Raw genomic sequence first — 21,495 nt, 5'->3', positions numbered from 1 at the left:
ACAGCACCAACCGACCAGTGTTGCCCGTCTGTGAAGGTCCGGCTTATGCTCCGTCAAATTTTCGAAACACAAAAAATCAGGATTCCGCGCATGAATGCCCGCGCTCAGCACACCGCTTCTTATTACGCCGCCAGCAGCCTGCCGCAGCCTGATCATCCGGTGCTCGCCGGCGAGTTGGTGGCCGATGTGTGCGTGGTCGGTGGCGGGTTTTCGGGGCTGAACACGGCGCTTGAACTGGCCGAACGCGGCCTCAGCGTGGTGCTGCTCGAAGCTCACAAGATCGGCTGGGGCGCCAGCGGCCGCAATGGCGGGCAACTGATTCGCGGGGTCGGCCATGGCCTCGATCAGTTCGCCAATGTCATCGGTGCAGACGGCGTACGTCAGATGAAACTCATGGGCCTGGAAGCGGTGGAAATCGTCCGACAGCGGGTCGAGCGTTTTCAGATCCCTTGCGACCTGACCTGGGGCTACTGCGACCTCGCCAACAAGCCCCGCGACCTGGAAGGTTTCGCCGAAGACGCCGAAGAACTGCGCGGTCTCGGATACCGCTCCGAAACCCGCCTGCTGCAAGCCCATGAAATGCACTCGGTGGTGGGTTCCGACCGCTACGTCGGTGGCTTGATCGACATGGGCTCGGGGCATCTGCACCCGTTGAACCTGGCCCTTGGCGAAGCGGCCGCCGCACAGCAACTGGGCGTGAAGCTTTTCGAACAGTCGGCGGTGACCCGTATCGATTACGGCCCTCAGGTCAAGGTTCATACCGCCCAAGGCTCGGTTCGCGCCAAGACGCTGGTGCTCGGCTGCAACGCCTACCTCAATGAGCTAAACCCCGAACTCAGCGGCAAAGTGCTGCCCGCCGGCAGCTACATCATCGCCACCGAACCCTTGAGTGAAGAACTGGCGCACTCGCTACTGCCACAGAACATGGCCGTCTGCGATCAACGAGTGGCGCTGGATTACTACCGGCTCTCGGCGGATCGGCGCTTGCTGTTCGGCGGCGCTTGCCACTATTCAGGCCGCGACCCGCATGACCTTGCGGCTTACATGCGCCCGAAGATGCTGGAAGTTTTCCCGCAATTGGCCGACGTGAAGATCGACTATCAATGGGGCGGGATGATCGGTATCGGTGCCAATCGGCTGCCGCAGATCGGCCGGCTAAAGGACCAGCCGAATGTGTATTACGCCCAGGCGTATTCCGGTCATGGCGTGAATGCCACGCACCTGGCGGGGAAGTTGTTGGCTGAAGCACTCACTGGGCAGCACAGTGGCGGTTTCGATCTGTTTGCCAAGGTGCCACACATTACCTTTCCGGGCGGCAAGCATTTGCGCTCGCCGTTGTTGGCGTTGGGGATGTTGTGGCATCGGTTGAAAGAGTTGGTCTGACAGTTTACCTGTGTTCTTACGGGCCCAATCGCGGGCAAGCCCGCTCCCACAGGGATTTGTGAGCGACACAGACCTTGTGGGAGCGGGCTTGCCCGCGATTAGGCCGCAAGAACGCCAAAGAACTCAGATCCGCCAGAACGGCTTAAGCCCCTCCTCCTGCGCCTGATCCCGACTCAACCCGACATCCCTGAGCTGCTCCGGGGTCAGGCTCAGCAACGCCTTGCGCGTGTGCAGACGATGCCAGAACAGACCCCAGCGACTCAGGTCGGACGGCGCGTTGCGCTTGACCGCCTCGCGCATACCGTAATTTTGCCCTGCCGCCAGTTCCTGACTGCATAACGTCAGCCGCACATCACTCAAGCCGTTCATTTTGATTGCTCCTGTTTACTTGGGTAGCCAGAGCTTTCATGATGCGTGGACGGCGAAAAGCATTACAGATTCAACACGGCAGTATTAATTCCATACAGATCCCGCGCTGTAACCTCTGAATCTCAGTTTTTTGCCTAATCTGTACTGGTCATCCGAATCCATCTACCGAGACTGCGCCATGACCCTTTACGTCAACCTCGCCGAATTGCTTGGCACGCGTATCGAACAGGGGTTCTATCGCCCCGGTGACCGGCTGCCGTCAGTGCGGGCGTTGAGTGTCGAGCACGGGGTCAGCCTGAGCACGGTGCAGCAGGCCTATCGGATGCTGGAAGACAGCGGGCTGGCGATGCCGAAACCCAAGTCGGGTTACTTCGTGCCTGTGGGCCGAGAACTGCCGGAGTTGCCGGCAATTGGTCGTCCGGCGCAACGGCCGGTGGATATTTCCCAGTGGGAACAGGTGCTGGAGCTGATCCGCGCAGTGCCGCGCAAGGATGTGGTGCAACTGGGTCGTGGCATGCCGGACATCACCACGCCGACCATGAAACCGCTGCTGCGCAATCTCGCGCGCATCAGTCGGCGTCAGGACATGCCCGGTCTGTATTACGACAACATCCACGGCACCCTCGAACTGCGCGAACAAATCGCCCGCCTGATGCTCGATTCCGGCTGCCAGTTAAGTGCCAGCGACCTGGTGGTCACCACCGGTTGCCATGAAGCGCTGTCCACCAGCATCCGCGCGATCTGCGAGCCCGGGGACATCGTGGCCGTGGATTCGCCGAGTTTTCACGGCGCCATGCAGACCCTCAAGGGCCTGGGCATGAAAGCCCTGGAAATCCCCACTGACCCGCTCACCGGGATCAGCCTCGACGCCCTGGAACTGGCATTGGAACAATGGCCGATCAAGGCCATACAGTTGACCCCAAACTGCAACAACCCGCTGGGCTACATCATGCCGGAATCGCGCAAACGCGCGTTGTTGACGCTCGCACAGCGGTTCGACGTGGCGATCATCGAAGACGATGTGTATGGCGAACTGGCCTACAACTACCCGCGACCACGCACGATCAAATCCTTCGACGAGGACGGCCGCGTCCTGCTGTGCAGTTCATTTTCCAAGACCCTCGCGCCAGGGCTGCGTATCGGCTGGGTTGCACCGGGCCGGTATCTCGAGCGGGTGCTGCACATGAAATACATCAGCACCGGCTCTACGGCGCCGCAACCACAGATCGCAATTGCGGAATTCCTCAAGGCCGGGCACTTCGAACCGCATTTGCGGCGGATGCGCACCCAATACCAGCGCAATCGCGACCTGATGATCGATTGGGTCAGCCGCTATTTCCCGGCCGGCACCCGCGCCAGTCGCCCGCAAGGCAGCTTCATGCTGTGGGTCGAACTGCCGGAAGGCTTCGACACGCTGAAACTGAATCGTGCCTTGCACGACCAGGGCGTACAGATTGCCGTCGGCAGCATTTTTTCCGCCTCCGGCAAATACCGCAATTGCCTGCGGATGAACTACGCTGCCAAGCCAACACCGCAGATTGAAGAGGCGGTGCGCAAGGTCGGTGCCTTGGCCATCAAACTGCTGGCGGAAACTGACAGCATTACCGACTGACCTTTCTCGGGAAACCAGCGTCCATATGCCGACCCCAGCCGCCAAACGGAACGATCCCACGTGAGAGTCAGACAGCCCCTGCTCGCTTTTCTGCTCCTCGCCTCGCTCCTGAGCGGTTGCGCCAGCTTCGACGTACAGCGCGAACCGAGCCAGGCGCTGCCCGCCAGTGATTCCGCATTCGGCCGTTCGATCCAGGCTCAAGCGGCGCCCCATGAGGGGCAGTCCGGATTTCGCTTGCTGTCCAACAGCACCGAAGCCTTCACCGCCCGTGCCGAACTGATCCGTAACGCGCAAAGCAGCCTCGACTTGCAGTACTACATCGTCCATGACGGCATCAGCACGCGGATGCTGGTGGAGGAACTGCTCAAGGCGGCCGACCGTGGTGTGCGCGTGCGCATCCTGCTCGACGACACCACCAGCGATGGCCTGGACTGGATCATCGCCCCCCTGGCCGCGCACCCGCAGATCCAGATCCGCCTGTTCAACCCGCTGCACTTGGGCCGCAGCACCGGCGTGACGCGAACCATGGGGCGGCTGTTCAACCTGTCGCTGCACCACCGGCGTATGCACAACAAGCTGTGGTTGGCCGACAACAGCGTGGCCATCGTCGGCGGACGCAATCTGGGCGACGAGTATTTCGATGCCGAGCCCAATCTGAATTTCACCGACATCGACATGCTCAGCGTCGGCCCGGTCGCCGAGCAACTGGGCCACAGTTTCGACCAGTACTGGAACAGCGCCCTGAGCAAGCCGATCGACGAATTCCTCTCGAGCAAACCGACCGCCAAGGACCTGCAAAACACCCGGACCCGGCTGGAAGAATCGCTGGAGGAAACGCGCAAACAGAATCACGCGCTCTATCAGCAACTGATGACCTACGCCACTCACCCGCGCCTTGATGTCTGGCGCAGGGAGTTGATCTGGGCCTGGAACCAGGCGTTATGGGACGCACCGAGCAAGGTGCTGTCCGACGGCGAGCCTGACCCGCAATTGCTGCTGACCACACAATTGGCGCCCGAGCTCAATGGCGTCAGCAAAGAACTGATCATGATCTCGGCCTACTTCGTACCCGGCCCACCGGGGCTGGTGTACCTGACCGGGCGCGCCGATGCCGGGGTGTCGGTGAGTTTGCTCACCAACTCACTGGAAGCCACAGATGTACCGGCGGTGCATGGCGGTTACGCGCCGTATCGAAAGGCGCTGCTGGAGCATGGCGTGAAGTTGTTCGAGCTGCGTCGCCAACCCGGCGAGGGCGGTGGCAGCGGGCCGCATTTGTTTGCCAGCAAATCATCACAAGGTTCCGATTCCAGCCTGCACAGCAAGGCGATGATCTTCGACCAGCAAAAATCCTTCATCGGCTCGTTCAACTTCGACCCGCGCTCGGTGCTGTGGAACACCGAAGTCGGCGTCTTGGTGGATAGCCCGGAGCTGGCCGCGCATGTGCGCGAACTGGCCTTGCAGGGCATGGCGCCGCCCCTGAGTTATCAGGCGAAACTGGAGCAGGGGCAGATCGTTTGGGTAACCGAAGATGACGGCAAACTGCACACGCTGACCAAGGAACCGGCGAGCTGGTGGCGGCGCTTCAATGCGTGGATGAGCACCACCGTCGGACTTGAGCGAATGTTGTAGATCAAAAGATCGCAGCCTCGTTTCACTCGACAGCTCCTACAGAGAACGCGCTCCCCCTGTAGGAGCTGTCGAGTGAAACGAGGCTGCGATCTTCTGATCTATGCCGGTTGCACGGCGCCAAATGCACCTTGGCGCGACAGCAAAATCACCAGGCCAAACGCACCGGCCGCCATCAGCAGCGGCAATGCGTGCCCACTGATCCACTGGCTGCCAGCTCCGGCCGCCAGCGGCCCGACCAGACAACCAATCCCCCACAACTGCGCGATATGCGCATTGGCCCGCACCAGCGCATCGTCGCGATAACGCTCGCCGATCAAAATCAGCGACAAGGTAAACAAACCGCCGGCACTGGCGCCAAACAGCACCCACAGCGGCCAGATCAGCAACGTGTCGATCAACAGCGGAATCGCCAGGCTCGACAGCAGCAAGATCACCGCGCACCCGGTGAACAACGTGCGCCGGGACAGACGATCCGCCAGCGCGCCGATCGGCAATTGCAACAACGCGTCACCGACCACCACCGTGCTGACCATCGCCAACGCAATTTCCGTGGTGAAGCCCTGACGCAGGCAATAGACCGGCAGCAAGGTCAGGATCATCGCTTCAAACGCCGCGAACAGCGACACCGCCCAGGCAATCGCCGGCAGGCCACGGCAGAAGGTCAGCAAGTCGCCGAAGGTCACGCTGCTGGCTTCGCTGGAGGGCGCGCCGCTGCGGCCCAGCAACAGGAGCGGTGCCGTCATCAGCAAACCGACACCGACCCAGAATCCGTAATCGTGTTCGGTGCCCAGAGCCCCCAGCAGCAACGGCCCGGCCAGCTGACTCAGCGCATAGCTGCTGCCATACAGCGCCACCAATCGTCCGCGCCATTGCTCGACCACCAGTTGGTTGATCCAGCTTTCACCGAGGATGAAGACCAGGGTCAGGATCCCCCCGATCATCAGCCGCAGCACCAGCCAGACTGGATAGCTCGGCAACAGCGCCAGCAAGCCGATAGACACGGCCCCGGCCCACAGGCACAGGCGCATCAGATTGGCCGTGCCGAGGCGCGCCGCCAGATGGCTGGAAATCTTCGCCCCCAGCAATACGCCAATGGCCGGCATCGCCGCCATCACACCGATGGCGAACGAGCCATAACCCCAGCCTTCCAGGCGAAACGACACCAGCGGCATGCTGACACCCAGGGCCAGGCCGACACTCAAGACAGACGCCAACACGGCGAAATAAGTCGCCCAACGCATGTTCCACGCTCCTGTGGATATTATTTTCAGACGGCACAAAACAAATGTGGGAGCGGGCTTGCCCGCGAAGAGGCCATCACATCCAACATCATCGTTGGCTGTCACGGCGCCTTCGCGGGCAAGCCCGCTCCCACAGGGGATCTACGTCGTTAGGGAAACCGACTTACAACTTGATCCAGGTCGCCTTCAGCTCGGTGTACTTGTCGAACGCGTGCAGCGACTTGTCGCGACCGTTGCCGGACTGCTTGAAGCCACCGAACGGCGCAGTCATGTCGCCACCGTCGTATTGGTTGACCCAAACGCTACCGGCACGCAGGGCCTTGGCGGTCAGGTGAGCCTTCGAGATGTCTTTGGTCCACACCGCGGCGGCGAGGCCGTAAGGCGTGTCGTTGGCAATCGCAATGGCTTCTTCGGCTGTGTCGAAAGTGATGACCGACAACACTGGGCCGAAGATTTCTTCCTGAGCGATTTTCATCGCGTTGCTCACGCCGTCGAAAATTGTTGGCTCAACATAGGTGCCACCGGTTTCCTGAAGAATGCGCTTGCCGCCCGCCACCAGTTTGGCACCGTCGGTATGGCCGGATTCGATGTAGGACAGCACGGTGTTCATCTGCTGGGTGTCCACCAGCGCGCCGACGTTGGTCGCCGGGTCCAGCGGGTTGCCCGGCTTCCAGGTTTTCAGGGCCTCGATCACCAGCGGCAGGAATTTGTCCTTGATCGAACGCTCGACCAGCAGACGCGAACCGGCGGTGCAGACTTCGCCCTGGTTGAAGGCGATGGCACCGGCCGCTGCTTCAGCGGCAGCTTGCAGGTCCGGCGCATCGGCGAACACGATGTTCGGGCTCTTGCCGCCGGCTTCGAGCCAGACGCGCTTCATGTTCGATTCGCCGGAGTAGATCAGCAGTTGCTTGGCGATCTTGGTCGAACCGGTGAACACCAGGGTGTCCACGTCATTGTGCAGGGCCAGGGCCTTGCCGACGGTGTGCCCGTAGCCCGGCAACACGTTCAGCACGCCTTTCGGAATGCCGGCTTCAACGGCCAGTGCAGCGATGCGGATGGCGGTCAGCGGCGATTTTTCCGACGGCTTGAGGATCACCGAGTTACCGGTGGACAGCGCCGGGCCGAGTTTCCAGCAGGCCATCATCAACGGGAAGTTCCACGGCACGATGGCGCCGACGACACCGACTGGCTCGCGAGTGACCAGACCCAATTGATCGTGCGGAGTGGCGGCGACTTCGTCGTAGATCTTGTCGATGGCTTCGCCGCTCCAGCTCAGGGCTTGCGCCGCGCCGGGAACGTCGATGTACAGGGAATCGCTGATCGGCTTGCCCATGTCCAGGGTTTCAAGCAGCGCCAGTTCTTCGGCGTGCTGTTTGAGCAGGCCGGCGAAACGGATCATGGTGGCTTTGCGTTTGGTTGGCGCCAGGCGCGACCAGACGCCGGAATTGAACGTGGAGCGGGCGTTTTCAACAGCGCGTTGCGCGTCGGCGGCGTCACAGCTGGCAATCTTGCCCAGCAGACGGCCATCGACCGGGCTGATGCACTCGAAGGTCTCGCTGGAGACGGCATCGGTGTATTCGCCATTGATGTAGGCGCGGCCTTCGATCTTCAGATCGCGAGCCCGTTGTTCCCAATCGGCACGAGTCAGGGTGGTCATACGAGTGTCCTCCTCTTGTTGAATACGAGCGCCCCGCGGTCTTCGCGGGCGGTCTCAGGAATTCTGCCCGGCCAGCCTGCTTATCGGCCCAAGGCACCTGCCACCCTAAACCAGTGGCCGGGGTTGTTTCAATATATTTGACACAAGGTCGGCAAACGGCCTTGCAGTGTTCATTTTAATAAACATAGACTTTGGGTCTTTTCAGCCATCGCGCCGCAATCACGGGGGATTACAACAAAATGAATATCCAGGATGTCGTCGACTTCAGCCAGGCCACCACCCAGCCCGATCGCTATCGGCCGGACCAGGCGAAAGTCCTCAAGGGCGACCCCGAACAAGTAGTGTACAACCACTACAACAGCCCTTGCGGCCAGTTGAACGCCGGCGTTTGGGAAGGTGCAGTCGGCCAATGGCTGGTGAATTTTACCGAGCATGAATACTGCGAAATCGTTCAGGGCGTGTCCGTGCTGCGTGATAACGACGGCAACAGCAAGACCGTTCGCGCGGGGGACCGTTTCGTCATCCCGGCCGGGTTCCGGGGCACCTGGGAGGTGCTGGAAACGTGCCGCAAGATCTATGTGGCGTTTGAACAGAAGGCTTGAGGTTTTGTGTTAGCTGGGCCGGCCTCTTCGCGGGCAAGCCTCGCTCCTACAGGTTTTGTGAACGCCACCAATCCCCTGTAGGAGCGAGGCTTGCCCGCGAAGGGGCACTAACAGGCACTGCACAATCCGCAGGCAACAAAAAAGGCCCGTATCTCGCGATACGGGCCTTTTTCATCAGTCGGAAAAATCAATTACTTGATTTTGCCTTCCTTGTAGATCACGTGCTTGCGAACAACCGGATCAAATTTCTTGATCTCGATTTTGTCCGGGGTAGTACGCTTGTTCTTGTCGGTAGTGTAGAAGTGACCAGTACCGGCGCTCGAAATCAAACGAATCAATTCACGCATGATTAGCTCCCTTAGATCTTGCCAGCTTTGCGGATTTCGGCCAGCACGACAGTGATGCCACGCTTGTCGATGATACGCATGCCTTTGGCAGATACGCGCAGACGCACGAAACGTTTCTCTTCTTCAACCCAAAAGCGGTGATGCTGCAGGTTCGGCAGGAAACGACGACGGGTTTTGTTGTTTGCGTGGGAAATGTTATTCCCAGTCACCGGACCCTTACCGGTAACTTGACATACTCTCGACATGCCTCAGCCCTCTAAAACCACATGCCCAACCCGGCATGGGTTGGCCGCTTAATCTCTCAGTCATTTGGCGCCAGGCGCCGCGTTTCTTTAGAGGTCTTACCGGCTACACCTACAGTGAAGGAACCGGGCCCCTAGAAAAGAGCGCTGCTTTATACCAGAAAGACTAGAGAGCAACAACATTCCGTGTGCGTTGAGTTGATAAAAACCCCATTTTCAGGGCGCCGAGCGCCTTGGATAAAGGCTATCGTCGATGCAGACCGCTCGTCGCAGAGAATCGACCAACAGGCCAATTCAGGATTTTTCTCAGCCAGCGCTCACCGAAAACAATCGCACATACTCCCCTTAAAATGAAAAAGGGGATAGTCATTTGCAAAAGAGCCCACTAGGGTAAGCCTTTTCCAGACTGCACTTGCAGATGGGCCTTCGATCTGTAAAGGAATCCGACCATGCGCCTCGCTGCCCTACCGCTGTTGCTTGCCCCGCTTCTGCTGAGCCCACAGGCTTTTGCCGCCGCCCTGAGCGTCTGCACCGAGGCCAGCCCGGAAGGGTTTGATGTGGTGCAATACAACTCGCTGACCACCACCAACGCCTCGGCCGATGTGCTGATGAACCGTTTGGTGGACTTCGACACGGCCAGCGGCAAAGTGGTCGCCAGCCTCGCGGACAGCTGGGAAGTCACGCCGGATGGCCTGACTTATGTGTTCAAGCTGCACCCGCAGGTGAAATTCCACCGCACCGAATACTTCAGCCCGACCCGTGAACTGACCGCCGAAGACGTGAAATTCAGCTTCGACCGCATGCTCGACCCGGCGCACCCTTGGCACAAAGTCGCCCAGAGCGGCTTCCCGCACGCCCAGTCGATGCAGTTGCCGGCATTGATCAAGAAGATCGACGCACTGGACCCGCTCACCATCCGGTTCACCCTCGATCACCCGGACTCGACCTTCCTCGCGACCCTGAGCATGGGTTTCGCCTCGATCTATTCGGCTGAATACGCCGACAAACTGCTCAAGGCCGGCACCCCGGAGAAGCTCAACAGCCAGCCAATCGGCAGCGGCCCGTTCATTTTCACGCGTTTCCAGAAAGACGCCTCGATCCGCTACAAGGCCAATCCGGATTACTTCCGTGGCAAGCCATCGGTGGACCCGCTGATCTTCGCCATCACGCCGGACGCCAACGTGCGCTTGCAGAAATTGCGCCGCAATGAGTGCCAGATCGCCCTGTCGCCCAAGCCGCTGGACGTACAGGCCGCGCTGAAAGAGCCGACGTTGAAAGTCGAAAAGACTGACGCCTTCATGACTGCGTTCGTCGGCATCAACAGCCAGCATCCGCCGCTGGATAAACCTGAGGTGCGCCAGGCGATCAACCTCGCGTTCGACAAGGCCAACTACATCAAAGCCGTCTTCGAAGACACCGCCGAGCCCGCCAATGGCCCGTACCCACCCAACACCTGGAGCTACGCCAAAGGCTTGCCGGGTTATCCGCATGACGTAGAAAAGGCCAAAGCCTTGATGGCCAAGGCCGGGCTCAAGGACGGCTTCAAGACCACGATCTGGACCCGCCCTTCCGGCAGCCTGCTGAACCCGAATCCGAGCCTCAGCGCGCAAATGCTTCAGTCCGACCTCGCGGAAATCGGCATTCAGGCCGAGATTCGGGTGATCGAATGGGGCGAGTTGATTCGCCGTGCCAAGGCCGGTGAACACGACCTGCTGTTCATGGGCTGGGCTGGCGACAACGGTGACCCGGACAACTTCCTCACGCCGCAATTTTCCTGCGCGGCAGTCAAATCCGGCACGAACTTCGCCCGTTACTGCAACCAGGACCTGGACAAGCTGATCAGCGCCGGCAAGACCACCGGCGAGCAAGGTGTGCGCACCAAGCTTTACGAACAGGCCCAGGCGCAGATCCAGCAGCAGGCGCTGTGGCTGCCGCTGGCGCACCCGACTGCGTTCGCGCTGACGCGTGAGGACGTCGAGGGTTACTCGGTCAGCCCCTTCGGTCGCCAGGACTACTCGAAGGTCAACCTCAAATAGCCAGGCGCCCTGCAGGAGCGAGCTTGCTCGCGATGATCGTCAACGATAACGCGATAAACCTGACACCCCGTGGCGGTCTCAGGTTTTTCGCGAGCACGCTCGCTCCTACAGAGTTTTGAGTTACATCCACCCGTACTCGGCCATGGACAGTGGGTCACCGTCCCCAACGATGAAATGGTCGAGCACCCGCACATCGATCAGGTCCAGCGCCTCTTGCAGGCGCTTGGTCAGCATTCGGTCGGCCTGACTGGGGTCGGTGTTGCCGGACGGATGGTTGTGGCAGAGGATCAGCGCTGCGGCGTTGTGGGCCAAGGCGCGTTTGACCACCTGCCGCGGATACACGCTGGTGCTGTCGATGGAGCCGCGAAACAGCGTTTCAAACGCCAGCACCCGATGCTTGGAGTCCAGAAACAGACAACCGAAGACCTCATGCGGCTCGTGTCGCAGCATCGCTTTCAGGTAGTCGCGCACCGCCAGCGGGCTCTCCATCACTGAATCACGCCGCAACCGCTCGGCCAGATGGCGCCGAGCCATTTCCAGCACGGCCTGCAACTGGGCAAATTTTGCCGGCCCTAGTCCCAACTGCTTACTGAACGTTAGCTGGTCAGCCTCCAGCAACGTGCGCAGGCTGCCGAATTGATGCAGCAGGTGTCGCGCCAGGTCCACCGCGCTTTTGCCGGCTACACCGGTTCGTAGAAAGATTGCCAGCAACTCGGCGTCGGACAGACTCGCCGGTCCCTGCTCAAGAAGCTTTTCCCGCGGCCGCTCAGCCGCCGGCCAATCACGAATACTCATAGCACCTCCCTGGAATATGGGCGCCGCTGTTCCGTAGCGGTCGCTGTGATATCGTAGCCCATCTTTTTTGCGGGCGATTTCATCCCTGGGGAGGGGGTATCGCCACGCAGTCATCAACGAAATGAAAGGCAGACCTATGCAGCGGCTGTATCGGAAACGCATCGTTCTGGGCGTCGGCGGCGGCATTGCTGCCTACAAAAGCGCCGATCTGGTTCGCCGTCTGATGGACCAGGGCGCCGAAGTGCGCGTGGTCATGACCCGTGGCGGCGCCGAGTTCATCACTCCGCTGACCATGCAGGCGCTGTCCGGGCACCCGGTCCACCTCGACTTGCTGGACCCCGCGGCTGAAGCCGCCATGGGCCACATCGAGCTGGCCAAATGGGCCGACCTGGTGCTGATCGCCCCCGCCACCGCGGACCTGATCGCCCGTCTGGCCCAAGGCATTGCCGACGACCTGTTGACCACCTTGGTGCTGGCCACCGACGCCGTGGTCGCCGTTGCCCCGGCGATGAACCAGGCCATGTGGCGCGACCCGGCGACCCAAGCCAACCTGCAAACCCTCGAAAGCCGCGACATCAAAGCCTTCGGCCCGGCCTCCGGCAGCCAGGCCTGCGGCGACGTCGGCCTGGGTCGCATGCTTGAAGCCACCGACCTCGCCCAGTGCGCGGCCGACTGCTTCCAGCGCCAGGCGCTGACCGGTAAACACGTGCTGATCACGGCGGGCCCGACCCAGGAAAACATCGACCCGGTGCGCTACATCACCAACCACAGCTCCGGCAAAATGGGCTTTGCCCTGGCCGAAGCCGCCGTGGAAGCCGGCGCCCGTGTGACCCTGATCACCGGCCCGGTGCACCTGCCGACGCCGGATCGCGTCACCCGCATCGACGTGGTCAGCGCCCGCGACATGCTCGCCGCATGTGAAGCCGCGATCCCTTGCGATCTGTTTATCGCCTCGGCAGCCGTCGCAGACTACCGCCCGGAAGTCGTCGCCCCACAAAAACTCAAGAAAGACCCTACGAACGGCGACGGCTTGTTACTACAAATGGTGCGTAACCCAGACATCCTGGCCACCATCGCCACGCGCCCCGACCGTCCGTTCAGTGTTGGTTTCGCTGCCGAAACCGAACACCTGCTCGATTACGCTGCGCGCAAGTTGAAAGACAAGAACCTCGATTTGATCGTCGCCAACGACGTCGCCAACCCGAGTATTGGCTTCAACAGCGAAGAAAACGCCTGCAGCGTGATCGACCGTGAGCTCCACGCCACACTTTTCGCCCAGACCAGCAAGAGCAAAATCGCTCGCCAGCTGATCACTTTTATCGCCGAACGTCTGAACCAGGTTTAATTTACATGCACGCTTTGCAAGCCAAAATCCTCGACCCTCGCATCGGTACAGAATTCCCGCTGCCGCAGTACGCCACCCCAGGCTCCGCCGGCCTCGACCTGCGCGCCATGCTGGAAAAAGACACCGTGATCAAGCCAGGTGAAACCGTGCTGATCCCGACCGGCCTGTCTGTCTACATCGGCGACCCAGGTTTGGCCGCGTTGATCCTGCCACGCTCCGGCCTGGGCCATAAGCACGGTATCGTGCTGGGCAATCTGGTCGGTTTGATCGACTCCGATTATCAGGGTCCGCTGATGGTGTCGTGCTGGAACCGTGGGCAAACCGACTTCAACATGGTGGTCGGCGAGCGCCTGGCTCAGCTGGTGTTGGTGCCAGTGGTTCAAGCGCACTTCGAGATGGTCGAAGAGTTCGTTGAAACCGAGCGCGGTGCGGGCGGCTTTGGGCATTCCGGCAGCCATTGATCCATGTAGGAGCTGCCGAAGGCTGCGATCTCTTGATCTTAAAAACGAAAATCAAGAGATCGCAGCCTTCGGCAGCTCCTACACAAGGCCACCCCCCCCGCCACAATTTATAAAGTTCATCTGGAAGGTTTACCGCCAAAAATCAAGGCATTGGCCGATCATTCCCATGCAAACGCTGGTGGCATGGCCTTTACACACCACGAACTCTCAGTGGAAAAAGCCGTCATACCCTTCAGTTTGAGCCGGTCGGCGAGTTCTTCGCCAGCAGGTCCAGCCACCTTCGAGATGGAGCATTTCCAGTAATGAGCAACCCAGCCCAAGTCCCACCCAAGTTCCCCGACAGCATCTTCCGCGCCTACGACATTCGTGGCACCGTCCCGGAATTCTTGAACGCTGAAACCGCTTATTGGCTCGGTCGTGCCATCGGTGCCCAGAGCCTGGCCCAGGATGAACCGAACGTTTCCGTCGGCCGCGACGGTCGTCTGTCCGGCCCCGAGCTGGTGGAGCAATTGATCAAAGGCCTGGCTGACAGCGGTTGCCACGTCAGCGACGTCGGCCTGGTGCCAACGCCGGCGCTGTACTACGCCGCCAACGTATTGGCCGGCAAATCCGGGGTGATGCTCACCGGCAGCCACAACCCGTCGAACTACAACGGCTTCAAAATCGTTATCGCGGGCGACACGCTGGCCAACGAACAGATCCAGGCCCTGCACGACCGCCTCAAGACCAACAACCTGAGCAGCGGCAAGGGCAGCATCACCCAGGTCGAGATTCTCGATCGCTACAACACCGAAATCGTCCAGGACATCAAACTGGCCCGCCGCCTGAAAGTCGTGGTCGACTGCGGTAACGGTGCCGCTGGCGTGATCGCTCCGCAACTGATCGAAGCGCTGAACTGCGAAGTCATCCCGCTGTTCTGCGACGTCGACGGCAACTTCCCGAACCACCATCCGGATCCGGGCAAGCCTGAAAACCTCGTCGACCTGATCGCCAAGGTCAAGGAAACCAACGCCGACATTGGCCTGGCTTTCGATGGCGACGGCGATCGCGTGGGCGTGGTGACCAACACCGGCAGCATCGTCTACCCCGATCGCCTGCTGATGCTGTTCGCCCGCGACGTGCTGGCGCGCAACGCTGACGCGGAAATCATTTTCGACGTCAAATGCACCCGTCGCCTGACGCCACTGATCAAGGAGTACGGCGGTCGCCCGCTCATGTGGAAGACTGGTCACTCGTTGATCAAAAAGAAAATGAAACAAACCGGCGCCCTGTTGGCTGGCGAAATGAGCGGGCACATCTTCTTCAAGGAGCGCTGGTTCGGTTTCGACGACGGCATTTACAGTGCCGCGCGTCTGCTGGAGATCCTCAGCAAGGAAAAATCCACTGCGGAAGAGCTGTTTGCGACCTTCCCGAACGATATTTCTACGCCGGAAATCAATATCCATGTGACCGAAGAGAGCAAATTCAGCATCATTGATGCTCTGCACGACGCGAAGTGGGGCGAAGGCGCCGACCTGACCACCATTGACGGCGTGCGAGTCGACTACGCCAAAGGCTGGGGCCTGGTGCGCGCGTCCAACACCACACCGGTGCTGGTGCTGCGTTTCGAGGCCGATGACGAGGCTGAATTGCAGCGCATCAAGGACGTGTTCAAAGTCCAGTTGAAGCGTGTTGCCCCTGATCTCCAATTACCGTTTTGATCTTCTGAAGCACCCGGAGCCCTGAATGACCCTCGAACGCGAAGCCGCCGCCAACACCGCCAAGGTCCTGTCCGAAGCGCTGCCTTACATTCGCCGCTATGTCGGCAAGACGCTGGTGATCAAATACGGCGGCAACGCGATGGAAAGCGAGGAGCTGAAAACCGGCTTCGCCCGCGACATCGTGCTGATGAAAGCCGTGGGCATTAACCCGGTAGTGGTTCACGGCGGCGGTCCGCAAATCGGCGACCTGCTCAAGCGTCTGTCGATCGAGAGCCACTTCATCGACGGCATGCGCGTGACTGACGCGCAGACCATGGACGTGGTGGAAATGGTCCTCGGCGGCCAGGTCAACAAGGACATCGTCAACCTGATCAACCGTCATGGCGGCAGCGCCATCGGCCTGACCGGTAAAGACGCCGAGCTGATTCGTGCGAAGAAGCTCACCGTGACCCGCCAGACGCCGGAGATGACCCAGCCGGAAATCATCGACATCGGCCAGGTGGGCGAAGTGGTCGGGATCAACACCGATCTGCTGAACCTGTTGGTCAAAGGTGACTTCATTCCAGTGATCGCGCCAATCGGTGTCGGCGCCAACGGCGAGTCGTACAACATCAACGCCGATCTGGTGGCCGGCAAAGTGGCCGAAGCGCTGAAAGCCGAGAAGCTGATGCTGCTGACCAACATCGCCGGCCTGATGGACAAGTCGGGCACGGTCCTCACCGGCCTGACGACTCAACAGGTCGACGAACTGATCGCTGACGGCACTATCTACGGCGGCATGCTGCCCAAGATCCGTTGCGCGCTGGAAGCAGTTCAGGGCGGCGTGGGCAGCTCGTTGATCATTGATGGCCGGGTGCCAAATGCGATTCTGCTGGAAATCTTCACCGACACCGGTGTGGGCACCTTGATCAGCAATCGCAAGCGTCACTGATTCAAACACCTCAAAAGATCGCAGCCTTCGGCGGCGTCTACAGGATTTTTCGGATGTACGAAATTCCTGTAGGAGCTGACGAAGTCTGCGATCTTTTTTATGCCTGCAGGAATTGTCCGACTTAAGTAAGCGAAACGTCCGACATCGCAAAAGAAACAATCTGCATAGGATCTTCCCTGAATCCACAGGAGATCTTCCCCATGCAAAAAAACCACGTTCCCTACGGCAGTGATGTTTCAGCAGGCACCTATGAGTGCGCAGACTGCGGGCGCGAATACAGCAATCAGTCAAAGACTTCGCTTCCGCCATGCCCTGACTTCAAACCAAGCACGCACGTGCTCAATGGCTGGAAGATCCTGACCGGCCAAGGCGACGCCGAGGCAGATCCGTACCCAAACGAGCCTTCCAAGTGACCACGGGGGACTGAACATGCTGATCTCGTTCACGATCGACGCCCAGGCCTTCGACCTCGAGCAAAAGGAGCCGGTCAAAAAAACCTTGAGGATTTGCGACGGCGAAATCGCCCACGCCCTGCAGCGGATAGCCAAGGCAAGCCTGACCGAATACCTGAAGATGCTGGTCGAAGGTGGCATGCCCAGCAGGGCCGATGAGGCCAAGCAGGATCGTTTGCTGTATCTGATTCAAAGCTACTTCGGACAGACATTGCCGACCGAGTCGCAGATATCGACGATTTTCCAGCTGACTCAGAGCCAGAGCAAAACCTTGCTGAAAAACACGGTTTCACGGTTTCGCAATCAACTCGACGACATCCTTCAGCACAGCATGAGGGCCGTGATCGAGACGGCAGAACATGCGCAGACGGTTTATCTGGTAGTGATCACTTCAGACGTGATCCGCGATGAACTGAACATGCTGATCACGCAAAACCAGCCGACCTTCAAACCCATCACCAAGCGCAAGGGTAGCGCCGGGCAGTTCGAAATCAGCGAAGACTCCCACGACCTGTTGTGCGCAACATTGGGGATCGATGCCGTTCAATGACATTGTGGCGGTCAGTGGCTTGCTGCTGACCCTGACCACTTTCATGTTCAACCTGGCTTGGCCAAGGTTGCATGAAGCACTGGAGCTGGATGAAAAACAATCAGGTCCGCTGGCCAGAAAACGCAGCCGGGGGAAAGTGCTGGGGGTTTTGTTGGGTTGCGCCGTGCCGCTGACGTGCGCCTTCATGGCGTTGTTTTACGTCAACTTGCCAGCCGCCGTGAGGATCATGAGCACCAGCACACTGGATCTATGGGACTTCGACGTGGATCGAACGCTGTACGTGTTAGTCGTCCTGGCACTGCTGGTGTTTGCGCTGTTCAACCTGGGGTTGGCAGTAAGACTGGTCGGGAAATGGCGAAGACTGCACTGACCCACACAATCTCTGTAGGAGCGAGATTGCTCGCGATGGACGTCAGAACACCGCGGGGCATCAGGTGCCCCGCGTTATCGTTGACGTTTTTCGCGAGCAAGCTCGCTCCTACAGGTCTGCGGTGTCAGACGCCGAACTGGGCGCGGTAGGCTTCGACGGCTGGCAGGTGCTGCTTGAGCTGCGGGTCGTCGGCCAAAAATTCCAGCACCTGGTTCAGCGAAACAATGCTGATCACCGGAATGCCAAAGTCACGCTCCACTTCCTGGATCGCCGACAACTCGCCGTTGCCGCGCTCCTGACGGTTCAGGGCGATCAGTACGCCCGCAGCCTTGGCGCCATCCTGGGAAGCGATGATCTGCATCACTTCGCGGATCGCGGTGCCAGCGGTGATCACGTCGTCGATGATCAGCACCTCGCCGGTCAACGGTGCGCCGACCAGGCTGCCGCCTTCGCCGTGAGCCTTGGCTTCCTTGCGGTTGAAGCACCATGGCAGATCACGGGCGTGATGTTCGGCCAAGGCCACTGCCGTGGTCGCCGCCAACGGAATACCTTTGTAGGCTGGACCGAACAGTACGTCGAAGGGAATGCCGCTCTCGACGATGGCTGCCGCGTAGAAACGCCCCAGCTGCGCAAGGGCCGAACCCGAGTTGAACAGGCCGGCATTGAAGAAGTAAGGACTGGTACGCCCGGACTTCAGGGTGAACTCGCCGAAGCGCAAAACGCCGCGATCGATGGCAAAACGAATGAAATCGCGCTGATACGCTTGCATGAAAAAAACCCCAAATACCACGGATTTAGCTAATTAGGTTGACGCCGTGTATCATACACGCACGCGATTTTTGGGGCCATTTATGCGGATCATCAGTGTGAACGTCAATGGTATTCAGGCTGCAGTGGAGCGAGGGTTGCTCAGTTGGCTGCAAGCACAGAATGCCGACGTCATCTGCCTGCAGGACACCCGCGCCTCCGCCTTTGAACTGGACGATCCAGCTTTCCAACTGGATGGCTACTTCCTTTATGCCTGCGAAGCCGAAGTACCCGCCCAAGGTGGCGTGGCTTTGTATTCGCGGCTGCAACCGAAGGCAGTCATCAGCGGTCTCGGCTTCGAGACAGCCGACCGCTACGGGCGCTACCTGCAAGCCGATTTCGACAAGGTCAGCATCGCGACCTTGCTGCTCCCTTCGGGGCAGAACGGCGATGAAGATTTGAACCAGAAGTTCAAGCTAATGGACGATTTCGCCCGTTATCTGGATAAACAGCGACGCAAACGTCGCGAGTACATTTATTGTGGCTCGCTGTACGTGGCGCAACAGAAGCTGGATATCAAGAACTGGCGCGACAGCCAGCAATCCCCGGGCTTCCTGGCACCTGAACGTGCCTGGATGGACGAGATTGTCGGCAACATGGGTTATGTCGACGCCCTGCGCGAAGTCAGCCGTGAAGGCGACCAGTACAGCTGGTGGCCGGACAATGAACAGGCGGAGATGCTCAACCTCGGTTGGCGTTTCGACTACCAGCTGCTGACCCCAGGCCTGCGCCGCTTTGTACGCAGCGCGCGTTTGCCACGTCAGCCACGGTTCTCGCAGCACGCACCGCTGATCGTGGACTACGACTGGACGCTGACCATCTAAGTTTTTTCGATGAGAGAAAACTGGCCGGTAAAAAATGCCCGTATCGCAAGATACGGGCATTTTTTATGGATCTTCAGCAGTGATCAGACCTTCAAGCCGCGGCGAAAAACGGCAGCGCAAGGTACAACTTGATCACGATGACATTGATGATGTCGATGAAGAACGCCCCCACCATCGGCACCACCAGGAACGCTATCTGCGAAGGTCCGTAGCGCTGCGTCACCGCTTGCATGTTAGCGATGGCCGTTGGTGTGGCACCCAGGCCAAAACCGCAGTGTCCTGCCGCCAGCACGGCCGCATCGTAATTACTGCCCATCATTCTGAACGTCACAAAAATCGCAAACAGCGCCATGACCAACGTTTGCGCCGCCAGGATGATAAAGAATGGCAACGCCAGTGCGGCCAGATCCCACAGTTTGAGCGACATCAAAGCGATCGCCAGAAACAGCGACAAGCTGACATTCCCCAGCACCGAGACTTCACGCTCAAACACCTGATAAAGGCCAAGCGCTGAAAGTCCATTGCGTAAAACCACACCCACGAACAACACACAAACGAACGTCGGCAACTCAAATGCGGTTCCGTGCAGCAAGCCATTTAGCAGAGAGCCTGCCAGCAAGCTGACAGCGATCAGGGCAAGTGTCTCGATAAACGAAAATGGCGTGATCGAGCGCTCTTTGTTCGGCTGCTCAAAACCCTTTGGCAGCCGTGGCTTTTCCTGCTGGCAGCCAGGTGTCTGGACACGCTTGATGAGCAGGCGAGCGACCGGACCACCAATCAACCCGCCGAGCACCAAGCCAAACGTCGCAGAGGCCATCGCCAGTTCAGAGGCGGAAGCCAGACCGAACTTCTCACTGAACGTCGCTCCCCACGCAGCGCCTGTTCCGTGGCCGCCCGCCAACGATATCGAGCCGGTCAGCAGTCCCATTAAAGGATCGAGTCCCAACGCCTTTGCGAGCCCTATGCCCAAGGCATTCTGGACCACCAGAAGCCCGGTCACCGCCAGCACAAAAACCCCCACTACGCGCCCGCCTTTCTTCAGGCTGGCGAAGTCCGCACTCAAGCCAATGGTGGCAAAAAACGCCAACATCAAAGGCGTCTGCAGTGAAGTATCAAATCGGACTTCAATATCAAGGGCCCGCAAAGCCAATAGACCCAGGGCAACTACCAGGCCGCCCGCTACTGGCTCGGGAATATTATAGGCACGTAAAAAACCGACATGTGTAACAAGTCCGCGCCCGAGTAAAAGCACTAAAGAGGCGGCCACAAGTGTTCCGTAGAAATCGAGCTGAAGCATTGGGATATTCTTAGGTATACATTCAGAGGCGAACTTTTTACCTGTGCACGTCTCTTGAACAGGTTGATTCGTCTCAACACTGATTGGTATTAGATTCAGGGACCGTCAATGGTCTGAACGTATCGAAATATTTCTTAAAAGATATTGCGCCGGGCAACTTTATCAACCACACAGTCTTATTGCCAAGCCTATAGGAGGTGCTGAAGCCGTGCAGTTGTGACTAGAAGTGTAAGGAAGACAAGCAGACTTTGAGGAACTCAGTATTCAACTTAAATAGCGACCGCTGTATAGCGTTTCAGAAAAGTCCTATTGCAAAAAAACAAAAGCCCCGACAAGTCAGGGCATTTGTTTTAAATCGCAATGTGGGAGCGGGCTTGCTCGCGAAGGCGGCTTAACATTCAACATTGAAGTTGACAGATCTACCGCTATCGCGAGCAAGCCCGCTCCCACAGGGGATTTGTTCGAAGCTTATTTGATCAACCGCCAAGTAAATGGGTAACGATAAGGAAACCCTTCATTGGCTTTCACCCCGGCAATGATCGTCAGCACCAACGCACCAATCGCAACCAGCCCAAACAGGAAGAACCCGACGATCACCACCATCAGCAAGAAGCAAATCGCCGAGACAATGGCTACGGTGATCTGAAAGTTCAGCGCCTCTTTGCCCTGCGCATCAACGAACGGGTCCATCTCGCGCTTCATCTGCCAGAGAATCAGCGGGCCGATCAGCGTACCGAACGGAATCCAGATCCCCAGCAAGGCAGACAGGTGACAAAACATCGCCCACTGCCGAACCTCTTTGCTCGGGGTGGGAAGCAGCTGTTGCTCGTCACTCATACGTCCTC

At 59.2% G+C, this 21,495-nt stretch carries 21 protein-coding genes and 1 pseudogene; 13 read left to right on the top strand and 9 right to left on the bottom strand.

Going from position 1 to position 21,495, the window contains the following annotated elements:
* Nucleotides 1-90: 90 nt before the first annotated feature.
* A complete protein-coding gene (locus AEQ67_RS11030) occupies nucleotides 91-1,383 on the top strand; it encodes an NAD(P)/FAD-dependent oxidoreductase (RefSeq protein ID WP_059403895.1) in 1,293 nt (430 codons plus the stop codon).
* 123 nt (nucleotides 1,384-1,506) lie between these two features.
* Here the strand turns inward: AEQ67_RS11030 and AEQ67_RS11025 are convergent, their stop codons facing one another.
* The gene (locus AEQ67_RS11025; protein ID WP_059403894.1) at nucleotides 1,507-1,752 is read right to left on the bottom strand and encodes a DUF1127 domain-containing protein; all 246 of its coding nucleotides are present in this window, start codon (nucleotides 1,750-1,752) and stop codon (nucleotides 1,507-1,509) included.
* Between the two features lie 178 nt (nucleotides 1,753-1,930).
* Between AEQ67_RS11025 and AEQ67_RS11020 the strand changes: the two genes are divergently transcribed.
* Together AEQ67_RS11020 and AEQ67_RS11015 are read left to right on the top strand one after the other, a co-directional pair.
* A complete protein-coding gene (locus AEQ67_RS11020) occupies nucleotides 1,931-3,364 on the top strand; it encodes an aminotransferase-like domain-containing protein (protein ID WP_059403893.1) in 1,434 nt (477 codons plus the stop codon).
* A gap of 60 nt (nucleotides 3,365-3,424) precedes the next feature.
* Nucleotides 3,425-4,993 carry a phospholipase D family protein gene (locus tag AEQ67_RS11015; RefSeq protein WP_059403892.1) on the top strand — a complete coding sequence of 523 codons (1,569 nt, stop codon included), beginning with the start codon at nucleotides 3,425-3,427 and terminating at the stop codon, nucleotides 4,991-4,993.
* 98 nt (nucleotides 4,994-5,091) lie between these two features.
* Here the strand turns inward: AEQ67_RS11015 and AEQ67_RS11010 are convergent, their stop codons facing one another.
* Both AEQ67_RS11010 and AEQ67_RS11005 read right to left on the bottom strand, forming a co-directional pair.
* Entirely contained in the window at nucleotides 5,092-6,234 is a 1,143-nt protein-coding gene (locus tag AEQ67_RS11010; protein ID WP_059403891.1) for an MFS transporter, read from the bottom strand.
* A gap of 163 nt (nucleotides 6,235-6,397) precedes the next feature.
* Nucleotides 6,398-7,891 carry an aldehyde dehydrogenase gene (locus AEQ67_RS11005; protein ID WP_059403890.1) on the bottom strand — a complete coding sequence of 498 codons (1,494 nt, stop codon included), beginning with the start codon at nucleotides 7,889-7,891 and terminating at the stop codon, nucleotides 6,398-6,400.
* 239 nt (nucleotides 7,892-8,130) lie between these two features.
* Between AEQ67_RS11005 and AEQ67_RS11000 the strand changes: the two genes are divergently transcribed.
* Entirely contained in the window at nucleotides 8,131-8,493 is a 363-nt protein-coding gene (locus AEQ67_RS11000) for a cupin domain-containing protein (protein WP_059403889.1), read from the top strand.
* A 191-nt stretch (nucleotides 8,494-8,684) separates the two neighbouring features.
* Here AEQ67_RS11000 and rpmG read toward each other — a convergent pair whose 3' ends face one another.
* On the bottom strand, nucleotides 8,685-8,840 hold the full coding sequence (gene rpmG / locus AEQ67_RS10995; RefSeq protein WP_007894709.1) for a 50S ribosomal protein L33: 156 nt from the start codon (nucleotides 8,838-8,840) through the stop codon (nucleotides 8,685-8,687).
* An 11-nt stretch (nucleotides 8,841-8,851) separates the two neighbouring features.
* The gene (rpmB, locus tag AEQ67_RS10990; protein WP_007894701.1) at nucleotides 8,852-9,085 is read right to left on the bottom strand and encodes a 50S ribosomal protein L28; all 234 of its coding nucleotides are present in this window, start codon (nucleotides 9,083-9,085) and stop codon (nucleotides 8,852-8,854) included.
* 446 nt (nucleotides 9,086-9,531) lie between these two features.
* Here rpmB and AEQ67_RS10985 point away from each other — a divergent pair, with 446 nt between their 5' ends.
* A complete protein-coding gene (locus tag AEQ67_RS10985) occupies nucleotides 9,532-11,118 on the top strand; it encodes an ABC transporter substrate-binding protein (protein WP_059403888.1) in 1,587 nt (528 codons plus the stop codon).
* Nucleotides 11,119-11,238: 120 nt separating this feature from the next.
* Here the strand turns inward: AEQ67_RS10985 and radC are convergent, their stop codons facing one another.
* Complete coding sequence (gene radC / locus AEQ67_RS10980; protein WP_059403887.1) at nucleotides 11,239-11,913, bottom strand: RadC family protein; 675 nt, start codon at nucleotides 11,911-11,913, stop codon at nucleotides 11,239-11,241.
* 136 nt (nucleotides 11,914-12,049) lie between these two features.
* On the opposite strand from radC, the gene coaBC reads away from it, so the two are divergent.
* The 7 genes and pseudogenes from coaBC (at nucleotide 12,050) to AEQ67_RS10945 (ending at nucleotide 17,722) form a co-directional block, all read left to right on the top strand.
* Nucleotides 12,050-13,258 carry a bifunctional phosphopantothenoylcysteine decarboxylase/phosphopantothenate--cysteine ligase CoaBC gene (coaBC, locus tag AEQ67_RS10975; RefSeq protein ID WP_059403886.1) on the top strand — a complete coding sequence of 403 codons (1,209 nt, stop codon included), beginning with the start codon at nucleotides 12,050-12,052 and terminating at the stop codon, nucleotides 13,256-13,258.
* Nucleotides 13,259-13,263: 5 nt separating this feature from the next.
* The gene (gene dut / locus AEQ67_RS10970; RefSeq protein ID WP_059403885.1) at nucleotides 13,264-13,719 is read left to right on the top strand and encodes a dUTP diphosphatase; all 456 of its coding nucleotides are present in this window, start codon (nucleotides 13,264-13,266) and stop codon (nucleotides 13,717-13,719) included.
* 296 nt (nucleotides 13,720-14,015) lie between these two features.
* Nucleotides 14,016-15,419 (top strand): annotated as a pseudogene (locus AEQ67_RS10965) (phosphomannomutase/phosphoglucomutase); the annotation flags it as partial.
* Between the two features lie 25 nt (nucleotides 15,420-15,444).
* Complete coding sequence (argB, locus tag AEQ67_RS10960; RefSeq protein WP_010465204.1) at nucleotides 15,445-16,350, top strand: acetylglutamate kinase; 906 nt, start codon at nucleotides 15,445-15,447, stop codon at nucleotides 16,348-16,350.
* Between the two features lie 200 nt (nucleotides 16,351-16,550).
* Nucleotides 16,551-16,763: a hypothetical protein gene (locus AEQ67_RS10955; RefSeq protein ID WP_059403883.1), complete on the top strand. Its 213-nt coding sequence runs from the start codon at nucleotides 16,551-16,553 to the stop codon at nucleotides 16,761-16,763.
* Between the two features lie 16 nt (nucleotides 16,764-16,779).
* Complete coding sequence (locus AEQ67_RS10950) at nucleotides 16,780-17,352, top strand: hypothetical protein (RefSeq protein WP_059403882.1); 573 nt, start codon at nucleotides 16,780-16,782, stop codon at nucleotides 17,350-17,352.
* Nucleotides 17,339-17,722: a hypothetical protein gene (locus tag AEQ67_RS10945; protein WP_059403881.1), complete on the top strand. Its 384-nt coding sequence runs from the start codon at nucleotides 17,339-17,341 to the stop codon at nucleotides 17,720-17,722. Before AEQ67_RS10950 ends, AEQ67_RS10945 begins: the two co-directional genes overlap by 14 nt.
* A 124-nt stretch (nucleotides 17,723-17,846) precedes the next feature.
* Here the strand turns inward: AEQ67_RS10945 and pyrE are convergent, their stop codons facing one another.
* Nucleotides 17,847-18,491, bottom strand: coding sequence for an orotate phosphoribosyltransferase (pyrE, locus tag AEQ67_RS10940; protein ID WP_059403880.1), 645 nt, complete (start codon nucleotides 18,489-18,491; stop codon nucleotides 17,847-17,849).
* A gap of 82 nt (nucleotides 18,492-18,573) precedes the next feature.
* Between pyrE and AEQ67_RS10935 the strand changes: the two genes are divergently transcribed.
* Nucleotides 18,574-19,353: an exodeoxyribonuclease III gene (locus tag AEQ67_RS10935; protein WP_007934608.1), complete on the top strand. Its 780-nt coding sequence runs from the start codon at nucleotides 18,574-18,576 to the stop codon at nucleotides 19,351-19,353.
* Nucleotides 19,354-19,444: 91 nt separating this feature from the next.
* On the opposite strand, the gene gltS is transcribed toward AEQ67_RS10935, so the two are convergent.
* Together gltS and AEQ67_RS10925 are read right to left on the bottom strand one after the other, a co-directional pair.
* The gene (gltS, locus tag AEQ67_RS10930; RefSeq protein WP_059403879.1) at nucleotides 19,445-20,650 is read right to left on the bottom strand and encodes a sodium/glutamate symporter; all 1,206 of its coding nucleotides are present in this window, start codon (nucleotides 20,648-20,650) and stop codon (nucleotides 19,445-19,447) included.
* A 468-nt stretch (nucleotides 20,651-21,118) separates the two neighbouring features.
* Nucleotides 21,119-21,487, bottom strand: a complete 369-nt coding sequence (locus tag AEQ67_RS10925) for a DUF4870 domain-containing protein (RefSeq protein WP_059403878.1) — start codon at nucleotides 21,485-21,487, stop codon at nucleotides 21,119-21,121.
* Nucleotides 21,488-21,495: the final 8 nt, after the last annotated feature.

This window comes from Pseudomonas sp. RIT-PI-q, assembly GCF_001297125.1.
GTDB lineage: Bacteria > Pseudomonadota > Gammaproteobacteria > Pseudomonadales > Pseudomonadaceae > Aquipseudomonas.
Note: the sequence above shows the minus strand (reverse complement) of the source record. Positions and strands in the feature narration are given on the sequence as shown.